The organism is Methylomonas aurea (assembly GCF_024505045.1).
Classification (GTDB): domain Bacteria; phylum Pseudomonadota; class Gammaproteobacteria; order Methylococcales; family Methylomonadaceae; genus Methylomonas; species Methylomonas aurea.
Map to the genome: position 1 here is coordinate 25,353 of NZ_JANIBM010000041.1, position 9,157 is coordinate 34,509.

The following is a 9,157-nucleotide window of genomic DNA, read 5'->3' on the forward strand; positions in this document are numbered from 1 at the left end:
ACATCACATCCCTACATTAAAGCTTATCCCTCAACAATTTTCGAAGCAGCTCCTTTTCCTCAGATACCAATCCTTCCCGACCTTCCTTATCGATCAATCGATTTATCATACGCTCCCTGGCCTGCCTGCAGAGCTGCAGCAAAGCCCCGCCAAACTCCGCCTCCTCGCCACCGGCCGGAACACCCAAGTCCAGTGCAGCCAACGCCTTAATCGCACTCTCATGAGGCGAACCGCGGTAGACCTCCAATAAAATGGCGCTGTTTTCCGGCTTTTCAAGAGCAATCACCCGCAACACATCTTTAAGGATCTCAACACCGGCAAAATCCAACCCAACAAGCTGGATACCCTGACGCTCAACCAAATCAGCAAGACGGGGGCACTGGACCAGCAACGCGATTACCCGCCGAGGCAAGGATATCGATCGCGGCACCTTGAGGGCCGGCAATTCGTTGCGCCCACTCTTAATTCTAGTCGGCTTTTCGGCAACATCCACCAACCCAGGCATAGCAACCAAGGACTGCAAACGCGCAAACATCATTTCCCGAAAATATCCTGCCGGAACTTTATCCAATGCCGGCTTGGCCGCAGCCACCACTTGCGCGCGACCTTCGACAGTTCCAATATCAGCCCCACCCCCGATATTTGCGAAAAAGTAATCGGAAAAGACCTCGGCGGAAGCGATTCGTTCCAAAAAACTCTCCACCCCCTCCGACCTCAACAAAGAATCGGGGTCCTGCCCTTGCGGCAACAACATGATCTTGATTTGCCTACCGTCCCGCAAACATGGCAACGCCGCATCGACCGCTTTCCAGGCCGCCTGGCGCCCGGCATTATCGCCATCGAAACAAAATACCAACTCAGAAGTAAATCTGAACAGCAAGTCGATCTGTGCCTTGGATGTTGCCGTTCCGAGCGCAGCAACTGCATAATCGATCCCGAACTGAGCCAAGGCAATCACGTCCATATACCCTTCGACCACCAAAACCCGGACTGGCTTGGAAGCTCGTCTCAGCAACTCGCAGAGCCCATACAGTTCTTTGCCCTTGGAAAAAACAGGCGTTTCCGGGGAATTCAAATATTTGGGCAGAGAATCATCCAACACCCTGCCGCCGAAGCCTACAACCCGCTGGCGCCTGTCACGAATCGGGAACATCAATCGCCCGCGAAAACGGTCGTATACTTTACCGTCATCCTTGACAACCAATAACCCAGCCTCGACCAGTTCGACTCGGTTGAATCGCCCTAACAATGCATCCCAACGATCCGGCGCGTAGCCCAGCTGAAAATTTTTGACAACCTCGCCACTAACCCCTCGTTTACTCAAATACTCCTGCGCTCGCCTACCTTCCGAACTCGACCGCAACTGCTCCGCATAAAATCCGGCAACATCTGACAGTATCTGGTAGAGCTGCACCAAATTCTGCCTATCTACCGCCACAGGAACATTGAAACCGTGCCCCACCTCTCTGGGCACTTCTATCCCCGCAAAAGCCGCCAAATCTTCAACCGCCTCAACAAAGCCCAAATGATTGAACTCCATCAAAAAGCCAATTGCATTGCCGCTAGCACCGCAGCCGAAACAATGATAAATCTGCTTTGTACGGTTTACGGAAAAACTAGGAGTCTTTTCTTCATGAAACGGGCAGCGCGCAACATAATTGGCGCCTGACTTTTTTAGAGGGACGCGCGAGTCGATCAAATCAACGATATCGACCCGCACCAAGAGGTCATCGATAAATTGGCGGGGTATTCTGCCGGACATGCTACCGACAGAACATCAGGCTATAAAATGGGCCTTGATTCGAGCACTAACGACCGCCATGTCGGCCTTGCCTTGCATTTTCGGCTTCAGCAAAGCCATGACGCCGCCCATGTCTTTTAACGAAGCTGCACCGGCCTCAGCAACCGCATCGGCCACCATGGCATCGATCTCAGCATCGGTAAGCTGTTGCGGCAGAAAATCCTGTATCACCGCAATCTCGGCCTCTTCGATATCGGCCAGATCTTGGCGCTCCGCATCGCGGAACTGCTTGATTGACTCGCGGCGCTGCTTCAACATTTTGTCGAGCACCACTATTACGCGATCATCGCTCAGCTCGATCCGTTCGTCGACCTCGACCTGCTTGATCGCAGCCAAAACCATACGAATGACCCCGAGCCGAGCCTTGTCGCCGCTTTTCATCGCGGCTTTCATATCTTCCTTGATACGCTCCTTCAACGCATCCATCTAACCGCCTTAAACTTGCGGACGGCCGCGGCGCAGATTTTTCAACGCATAACGCTCGCGAGCCAACTTTTTCAAGTGGCGTTTTACCGCCGCAGCCCCTTTACGCTTACGCTCGGTAGTCGGCTTTTCATAGAACTCGCGGCGGCGCACCTCGGCCAAAACGCCGGCCTTTTCGCAAGCACGTTTGAAGCGGCGAATCGCGATGTCGAAATGTTCGTTTTCTTTAACTTTAACTGATGGCATTAGCAATAATCCGAATTGTGTTAGTATCTTTTCGAGCGATCGGCGAACCTAGCCCACCGAAAACCGCCGATTATACCCACAAATATCTTTTATTCCAAAAACTAATGTTTGTTCTCGGCATCGAAACCTCTTGCGACGAAACCGCCGTCGCGGTTTACCACGCCAATCGGGGATTGATCGCCCACACCCTGTTCAGCCAGGTCGCCACGCACGCCGAATATGGCGGCGTCGTACCGGAGCTGGCTTCTCGCGACCATATCCGCAAACTGGTTCCGCTACTCAAGACTGTGCTAGTTGATGCCAGCTTACAATTCGGCGATATTCAGGGAATCGCCTACACAGCCGGCCCGGGTTTGATGGGTTCGCTACTTGTCGGCGCCGCCACAGCCAGAAGCCTGGCCTGGACTTGGCAAATACCGGCGATTGCCGTGCACCATATGGAAGGACATTTACTTGCGCCGATGCTGGAAGAGGTACCACCACCCTTCCCCTTTGTTGCCTTGCTGATTTCCGGCGGACACACCATGCTGATCGAGGTACAAGGCATCGGCAACTACCGCTTACTAGGTGAATCGCTGGACGACGCTGCTGGCGAAGCGTTCGATAAAACCGCAAAAATGTTGGGATTGGATTACCCCGGCGGCCCGCGCCTGGCCGAATTGGCCAATCAAGGACGCCCCCGCTTCAAGTTCCCACGACCAATGACCGACCGACCCGGATTGGACTTCAGTTTCAGCGGCTTGAAAACCTTTGCTCTGAATGCGTTGCACGAAACAGAGCAATCGCCGCAGGACAAGGCCGATATCGCCTTTGCCTTTCAGCAGGCCGTTGCCGAAACCTTGACTATAAAGTGCCGTCGCGCACTTCAACTCAGCGGACTCAAAACCCTGGTGGTTGCTGGCGGCGTCAGCGCGAATCGGGAAATTCGGTGGCAATTATCAGAAATGGCCGATAGCGCTAAGGCAAAGGTCTATTTCCCGCGCCCGGATTTTTGTACCGATAATGGTGCGATGATCGCTTATGCCGGCGCCCAACGCTTGATGGCCGGACAAACACAAAACCTGGAAATCTTTGCCCGTCCGCGCTGGCCGATGGAACAGTTACCGCAGTTGTGATCAGGACTCCTGGCCGGCCAAAAGCCGCTGGATATTGCTTTTGTGGCGCCAAAGCAATATCGCAGATATCAGCGTAAACGTCGCCGTCAAATAAGGATCGCGGACTATCAACCAAGTATAGAACGGTGTCAGCGCCGCTGCTACCAGAGCCGATAAAGAGGAAATCTTGCCTATTTTGTAGACAAGAAACCAGGTTCCAGAGACAGCCGCCCCCAACAACCAGGCCACTCCCAAGGTTACGCCGAACGAAGTCGCCACGCCTTTACCGCCTTTGAAGCCGAAAAATATTGGATAAAGATGACCTATGAAGGCGGCAAACGCCACGGCGGACAACACCGGACTATCCACCTCCAATGCCTTGGCGATCAGCACCGGCAACAAACCTTTCAATGCATCCCCTGCTAATGTGATAGCCGCAGCTTTTTTTCCACCAATGCGCATGACGTTGGTCGCCCCGGGATTGCCTGAACCGTTTTCTCGCGGATCGGCCAAGCCCATCATTTTGCAGACAATAATCGCACTCGAGACCGATCCGGCCAAATAGGCCAAAACCACCAACAACCACTCCATCATTCAAGCAACCTCACGTCAACACTTGTACAGCGCAGCCATTTACTCGATACTGCGACCATTTTGTTACGAAATATAATAACCGGAAAGCAACGATGGACATCATCTTTTTAGGCGGCCTTGAAATAGACACCGTAATAGGAATTTACGAGTGGGAGCGAAAAATCAAACAAAAAGTAGTCTTGGACATCGAGATGGGTTGTGACATCCGCCAAGCGGCGGCAAGCGACGATATTGCCCACGCTCTCGACTATAAAACCGTCTCGGACAGAGTGGTGGATTTTGTGGAACGTAGCGAATTTTACCTGGTAGAAACATTGATCGAGGAAATCGCCAACATCCTGCTGGGCGAGTTCGAAATTCCTTGGGTAAAAATCACCTTGAACAAAAAAGGCGCCATCAGCCGGGCGCGCGACGTCGGAATTATCATCGAACGCGGCCAAAGATAGCGCAATGCCCACCGGATATATCAGCATCGGCAGCAACATCGACAAGGAAATCCATATTCCGTCGAGCCTGAAGGCGCTACGGAACTTATTCGGCGAACTAACCGTATCCAGCATCTACGAGAGCGAGCCGGTCGGCTTCGTCGGCGACAGCTTTTACAACCTGGTTGTCGGATTTCAGTCCGATTTACCGGCCAAAAGCATCGCCAAATTACTCAGGCAGGTGGAATTGGACCACGGCCGCAGCCGTGATAGCCAAAAGTTTTCAGCCAGGACATTGGATCTGGACTTGATACTGTACGGCGACGAAATCATCAACGACGGCCGCTTGCAAATTCCTAGGGACGAAATCGAAAAATACGCGTTCGTATTGGAACCGTTGGCCGAAATTGCGCCCAATTTGCCCCATCCCAATACCAAAAAGAGCTATGCCGAGTTATGGCAACAATTCGATAAACGGAACATCAAACAAAAGAAATTGGCATCTGATCCCTAGTATCAAGTCCAGGTCGGAGATGGAAAAGCCGTTACGCGACAACACAGAAGCCAAACGATCCACTAGCGATATAAACTGCGCCCGCCGTCTACGTTGATGGTTTGACCGGTGATGTACTCGGCGTCCTGAATCAGAAATCTGACAGCCTTGGCTATGTCGTCAGCTTCGCCCCGGCGACCCAGCGCTACTTTGCTCAAGATTGCAGCACGATCCGCTTCGCCGCCACCTTGTTCCGGCCACAAAATGGCCCCTGGAGAGACGGCATTAACTCGGACATCCGGCGCCAACTCTTTGGCCAAACAACGCGTCATGGCTAACAATCCGGCTTTGGTAATACTATAGACGGGAAAGCCGGGCAAGCCGGTTTCTGCATGAATATCGGCGATATTCACGATACACCCCCGCCTAGCCCGTAGCGAGGGAAACAAAGCCTGCGACAAAAAGAACGGCGCTTTCAGATTGGCGGCGAAGGTCTGCTCCCAGTCTAGCTCAGTCACCTGGCCGACCGGTCGCGAATAAAACACGGAAGCACTGTTAACCAAAGCATCCAATCCGCCCCAAGCGGATGCGGCAACCTCGACCACTCGTTCAATGCCATTCATAGCCTGCAAATCGGCTTTGACCGGAATCGCCGACTCGTCGCGAATCGAGTTCAGCGCTTCGCAGATAGCGATTGCGTCGGACTCCGAGCTTTTATAATGCAAAACCACGTTATAGCCTGCGGCATGCAACATCCTTGAACAGGCCGCGCCGATGCGCCGAGCGGCGCCGGTAACCAACACCGATTTAGGCATCGGACGAGTTTCTTAACTTTCGGAAACGCCGGCGATCAATTTCTTGCGGATCAAAATGCAAGCTACTACGGCGCAGGCGACCGGCACCTGGGTCAAAACCATTTCCATCACCGAGTGCTTAGCAACCAACTTGGACAATGGTTCCAGCACAAAGAACTTAGCCAACCACCAAGTCAACCAATAACCGACCAAGCCGATAATCGACCAATTGATCACAGGTGCGTTTTGGTTTTTGGCCGTCATATAGAACCAAACCAAGGTTAAAATTCCGAACAACTTCGCTAAAAAATACATACCCCGCCCTTCCTCTTTAATTTTATTGTTATGAAAACCGACCGCAAGCTGCGAATTCCAATGTAATCAATTTATAGCGAAACATCAATCGCGCAATCTGAGCTGCTTTCCGCCCCCGAACTTCAAACTTCCCCACCCGGGCCCTATAATCGATGGGGCTGGGCAATAATTATTATCAAAACGAGGGGAAACCATGCAAACTTCAAAAATTTTCGCGGCATTGCTGGCGCTCGGGTTTAGCCAACCGAGTTGGAGTCAGTCGACAGGGCATATCGGCCACGGCGGAAACGCCAGCGAATCCGGTTGTATCCGCGCCAAAGTCAGCCGGATCAAACCCGAGCATCTATCTACTGTGGCGCCCGGAGCGGATTTTTCGTTTGCCGCGTCCGGCAGCAACGGCCCCGGCCACATTCATGTCAGCATCAAACAACAGCCGATACCGATAACGGTGGAAGACAAAGACACGTTTTACTTGGTTAAAGGCAAGTTACCCGCGGACATTAAGAACGCCACAATTAGAGTATCGGTCACATTGAAAGCAAAATTCGAAAAGTGCAGTGCCGAAGAAGGCTGGCTACTCAAGGTTTCGGAATAATAACGCCCGGCACCCACGCGCGCGATGACGCAAAGGGCGCCGCAATCGTCAAGGCCAATCCCACTCGAACAAGGTCCATTTATTGATGTTGGTGTTGTCGTCCAAGTCGTTCTTCTTGACGTCCAGTTCGCCGTCGCCGTTGGTATCGAGCATGTAATAAGCCGGGCCGACCTGGGGTTGAATCTTGACCATGTACAGTTTGCCGTTGCGGCGATATTCCTGGATCGTATCCTTGCCTTTACGGATGATCGTGATATCCGGCTCCATCTCCTCGCCGGATTGCACCGGAGCCGGCAAATCCGGCGGCTCCGGCACTGGCGCCGGCTCGTCCGGAGCAGCCTGAGCCGCGGCAAAAGGGACAAATACAAGCGGAAGGCAGCGAGTCAACAAGCGCATCGGAATCTCTGAGGCGAATTACGGCAGGTCATAATAATACAGTTTTCGCTTGCTGTATCGGCCGCAGCCCCGCAGCGGACAAAAACCCTACAGACAAAAAAAGCCGGCATCCCCTAAGAGATGCCGGCTTCATCATTGTGCAAGCGGCTAAGCCTGCTTGCGCAAGTACTTTTCGACGCCGGTCGTTCTGGCGAACGAAGCTTCGCCGTCGCTCAACGCCTGCCGCGCAACATACTTGGCAACGCCGGAAACACTGACGGATTCCACTTTCCTGACATCCTGTTTGGCCATGTATTTGGCGACACCTGTTACCTCGCCCGCCGCCTTTTCCTCAGCTTCGTGCTTAGCCACGTATTTGGCTACCGAGCTAATCGGTTGCACCGGATTGACAGTCAAACGCTGTTTCGCGACATATTTGGCGACTCCGGTCGGCGTTGGCATTTGCTTGGCGGCAATTGCCTGTTTGACCAAGTAACGCGCCACACCGGTCAGCGGCTCGGCCTGGCTTTGCAGCTGTACCTGCCGGGCTAAATATTTCGCCACGCCGGTCGGCTTCGGCGCACTATCTTGGGCCGCAGCCTGCCGCGCCAAGTAGCGATCTACCGCCGAACCTTCGATAGCCACTTCGACATCGGCTATCGAATCTGGTTGTTGCGACTGGTTCATCAGGGCCTCCGCCTTCTCGGCCTGTAATTTTGCTTCGGCTTCAACGTAGCGCGCGACCAATGCCGCTGCAGCGGCTTTTTTTGTCGCCAGCGCTTGTTCGGCAAGAAACTTTGCAACACCGGTCGCCGGCTCTTGCGCTTTCAGTAGACGTTCCTGGCGGATCAAATATTTCTCGACTCCCGTAACGACCGGCGCATCCTTAATCACCAAAGCTTGCTTCGCCAGATACTTACTGACCGACGTCGCCAGAGGCGCGTCTTTTGCTGCAAGACCTTTCTTCAACACATACTTCGCCACCCCGGTCACTGCAGGTTGCTGCGCCATATTCTGCCGAATGACGTACTTGGCCACCCCGGTCACACCCGGCTCTTCACGGTCATGCTTGGTGACGTATTTCGATACCCCCGTAACCGGCGCAGCCTTGGCTTGTATCGATTCTTTGATCAAATATTTGGTAACGCGGGTTACCGGATTATCCGCCTGCTGGCTGAGGTATTTCTCGACCCCGGTCGGCGCGGGAACTGCTTCACTCTCGACTTCCGCAGTCACTGCTTCTACTTCTTCTTCGACTTCCTCCGCAACCGCCTCGACTTCAATTTCTTCGGCGACAGGCTGCGCTACTTGTTCGGCCTGGCGCTGCATAGCCAAATATTTTGCAACTCCGGTCAATGGCTCGCCGTTTTCGTCCAACTCCGGCTTTGGCGGCTCCAGCTTTTGCAAATAACGAGCCACACCAGTCAATTGACCATCGCCTGCGGCAACGCTCGAATCAGTATCCAGCCAGCTACCGTCATCTGTTGGTTTGTCGAATAAAAAGCCGAATAGGCTATTCATCAAACTGCTTGTTGTCATTTGAGAATACTCCTGAATGTAATAATTTTTATATGTTGCGGCCTACACACCAACAGCGGCGACCCACTACCGAGAGAGTGCCACAAAACCGTTCTCGACGCTACGACCCCGTACCGCTGTAGACGACCTTAGGCTGAAAATTGGCGGCCGGATATTTCGGATCGACCTCGGACTGCTGCTGATTGACGCATGGCGTAGCTACATTTACGGGTGCAGCAGTATTCGCCGGCGCGGGAGCGAACTCGGCGATAGACGGATCGCGGTAGACGACTTTCGGCTGAAAATCCGCCGCAGGGTAATCAACGGCCCATACGCACGGCACGAAGAACATTGATACAACAAAAGCTCCAGCGGCTAGTTTAATATCTTTCATATTCCCCACCTCAATTTACCATTCGAATTGAATCCTTGCCGGCAGAGCCGGCAAGGGAGCCTGTTTTACAACTTCCTAGTTTAAAGCACT

Annotated in this window: 13 protein-coding genes; 4 read left to right on the top strand and 9 right to left on the bottom strand. The window is 53.2% G+C overall.

All coding sequences use genetic code 11. The features are described 5' to 3' along the window. Positions 1-16 precede the first annotated feature (16 nt). Genes dnaG through rpsU form a run of 3 tightly spaced genes read right to left on the bottom strand, consistent with a single transcriptional unit; the run spans position 17 to position 2,470 of the window. A complete protein-coding gene (gene dnaG, locus NP603_RS19230) occupies positions 17-1,762 on the bottom strand; it encodes a DNA primase (RefSeq protein WP_256612474.1) in 1,746 nt (581 codons plus the stop codon). A 15-nt stretch (positions 1,763-1,777) separates the two neighbouring features. Continuing rightward, positions 1,778-2,227 (bottom strand): GatB/YqeY domain-containing protein, encoded by a 450-nt coding sequence (locus NP603_RS19235; RefSeq protein ID WP_256612475.1) that lies wholly within the window; start codon positions 2,225-2,227, stop codon positions 1,778-1,780. Positions 2,228-2,236: 9 nt separating this feature from the next. Further along, positions 2,237-2,470 carry a 30S ribosomal protein S21 gene (gene rpsU, locus NP603_RS19240; RefSeq protein ID WP_054760073.1) on the bottom strand — a complete coding sequence of 78 codons (234 nt, stop codon included), beginning with the start codon at positions 2,468-2,470 and terminating at the stop codon, positions 2,237-2,239. A gap of 104 nt (positions 2,471-2,574) precedes the next feature. On the opposite strand from rpsU, the gene tsaD reads away from it, so the two are divergent. After that, positions 2,575-3,585, top strand: coding sequence for a tRNA (adenosine(37)-N6)-threonylcarbamoyltransferase complex transferase subunit TsaD (tsaD, locus tag NP603_RS19245; protein ID WP_256612476.1), 1,011 nt, complete (start codon positions 2,575-2,577; stop codon positions 3,583-3,585). Here the strand turns inward: tsaD and plsY are convergent, their stop codons facing one another. Further along, positions 3,586-4,158 carry a glycerol-3-phosphate 1-O-acyltransferase PlsY gene (gene plsY, locus NP603_RS19250; RefSeq protein WP_256612477.1) on the bottom strand — a complete coding sequence of 191 codons (573 nt, stop codon included), beginning with the start codon at positions 4,156-4,158 and terminating at the stop codon, positions 3,586-3,588. Between the two features lie 92 nt (positions 4,159-4,250). Here plsY and folB point away from each other — a divergent pair, with 92 nt between their 5' ends. Next, the gene (gene folB / locus NP603_RS19255) at positions 4,251-4,604 is read left to right on the top strand and encodes a dihydroneopterin aldolase (RefSeq protein WP_256612478.1); all 354 of its coding nucleotides are present in this window, start codon (positions 4,251-4,253) and stop codon (positions 4,602-4,604) included. A 4-nt stretch (positions 4,605-4,608) separates the two neighbouring features. After that, positions 4,609-5,097 carry a 2-amino-4-hydroxy-6-hydroxymethyldihydropteridine diphosphokinase gene (gene folK, locus NP603_RS19260; RefSeq protein ID WP_256612479.1) on the top strand — a complete coding sequence of 163 codons (489 nt, stop codon included), beginning with the start codon at positions 4,609-4,611 and terminating at the stop codon, positions 5,095-5,097. Between the two features lie 62 nt (positions 5,098-5,159). Here the strand turns inward: folK and NP603_RS19265 are convergent, their stop codons facing one another. Together NP603_RS19265 and NP603_RS19270 are read right to left on the bottom strand one after the other, a co-directional pair. After that, complete coding sequence (locus tag NP603_RS19265) at positions 5,160-5,891, bottom strand: pteridine reductase (protein ID WP_256612480.1); 732 nt, start codon at positions 5,889-5,891, stop codon at positions 5,160-5,162. A 12-nt stretch (positions 5,892-5,903) separates the two neighbouring features. Beyond that, positions 5,904-6,185, bottom strand: a complete 282-nt coding sequence (locus tag NP603_RS19270) for a hypothetical protein (RefSeq protein WP_256612481.1) — start codon at positions 6,183-6,185, stop codon at positions 5,904-5,906. 193 nt (positions 6,186-6,378) lie between these two features. On the opposite strand from NP603_RS19270, the gene NP603_RS19275 reads away from it, so the two are divergent. Beyond that, entirely contained in the window at positions 6,379-6,780 is a 402-nt protein-coding gene (locus NP603_RS19275; RefSeq protein WP_256612482.1) for a hypothetical protein, read from the top strand. 48 nt (positions 6,781-6,828) lie between these two features. On the opposite strand, the gene NP603_RS19280 is transcribed toward NP603_RS19275, so the two are convergent. The 3 genes from NP603_RS19280 to NP603_RS19290 form a co-directional block, all read right to left on the bottom strand. Next, complete coding sequence (locus NP603_RS19280; protein ID WP_256612484.1) at positions 6,829-7,176, bottom strand: DUF2782 domain-containing protein; 348 nt, start codon at positions 7,174-7,176, stop codon at positions 6,829-6,831. Positions 7,177-7,323: 147 nt separating this feature from the next. Continuing rightward, complete coding sequence (locus tag NP603_RS19285) at positions 7,324-8,694, bottom strand: hypothetical protein (RefSeq protein WP_256612485.1); 1,371 nt, start codon at positions 8,692-8,694, stop codon at positions 7,324-7,326. A gap of 100 nt (positions 8,695-8,794) precedes the next feature. Continuing rightward, on the bottom strand, positions 8,795-9,067 hold the full coding sequence (locus NP603_RS19290; RefSeq protein WP_256612486.1) for a hypothetical protein: 273 nt from the start codon (positions 9,065-9,067) through the stop codon (positions 8,795-8,797). Positions 9,068-9,157: the final 90 nt, after the last annotated feature.

Bases quoted from the DNA above. Each gene is read 5' to 3' on its own strand.
- NP603_RS19285 (WP_256612485.1), bottom strand. From the start codon at position 8,694: ATGACAACAAGCAGTTTGATGAATAGCCTATTCGGCTTTTTATTCGAC.
- folK (WP_256612479.1), top strand. From the start codon at position 4,609: ATGCCCACCGGATATATCAGCATCGGCAGCAACATCGACAAGGAAATC.
- NP603_RS19290 (WP_256612486.1), bottom strand. From the start codon at position 9,067: ATGAAAGATATTAAACTAGCCGCTGGAGCTTTTGTTGTATCAATGTTC.
- NP603_RS19235 (WP_256612475.1), bottom strand. From the start codon at position 2,227: ATGGATGCGTTGAAGGAGCGTATCAAGGAAGATATGAAAGCCGCGATG.
- NP603_RS19270 (WP_256612481.1), bottom strand. From the start codon at position 6,185: ATGTATTTTTTAGCGAAGTTGTTCGGAATTTTAACCTTGGTTTGGTTC.
- NP603_RS19280 (WP_256612484.1), bottom strand. From the start codon at position 7,176: ATGCGCTTGTTGACTCGCTGCCTTCCGCTTGTATTTGTCCCTTTTGCC.
- plsY (WP_256612477.1), bottom strand. From the start codon at position 4,158: ATGATGGAGTGGTTGTTGGTGGTTTTGGCCTATTTGGCCGGATCGGTC.
- tsaD (WP_256612476.1), top strand. From the start codon at position 2,575: ATGTTTGTTCTCGGCATCGAAACCTCTTGCGACGAAACCGCCGTCGCG.
- NP603_RS19265 (WP_256612480.1), bottom strand. From the start codon at position 5,891: ATGCCTAAATCGGTGTTGGTTACCGGCGCCGCTCGGCGCATCGGCGCG.
- rpsU (WP_054760073.1), bottom strand. From the start codon at position 2,470: ATGCCATCAGTTAAAGTTAAAGAAAACGAACATTTCGACATCGCGATT.
- dnaG (WP_256612474.1), bottom strand. From the start codon at position 1,762: ATGTCCGGCAGAATACCCCGCCAATTTATCGATGACCTCTTGGTGCGG.
- NP603_RS19275 (WP_256612482.1), top strand. From the start codon at position 6,379: ATGCAAACTTCAAAAATTTTCGCGGCATTGCTGGCGCTCGGGTTTAGC.
- folB (WP_256612478.1), top strand. From the start codon at position 4,251: ATGGACATCATCTTTTTAGGCGGCCTTGAAATAGACACCGTAATAGGA.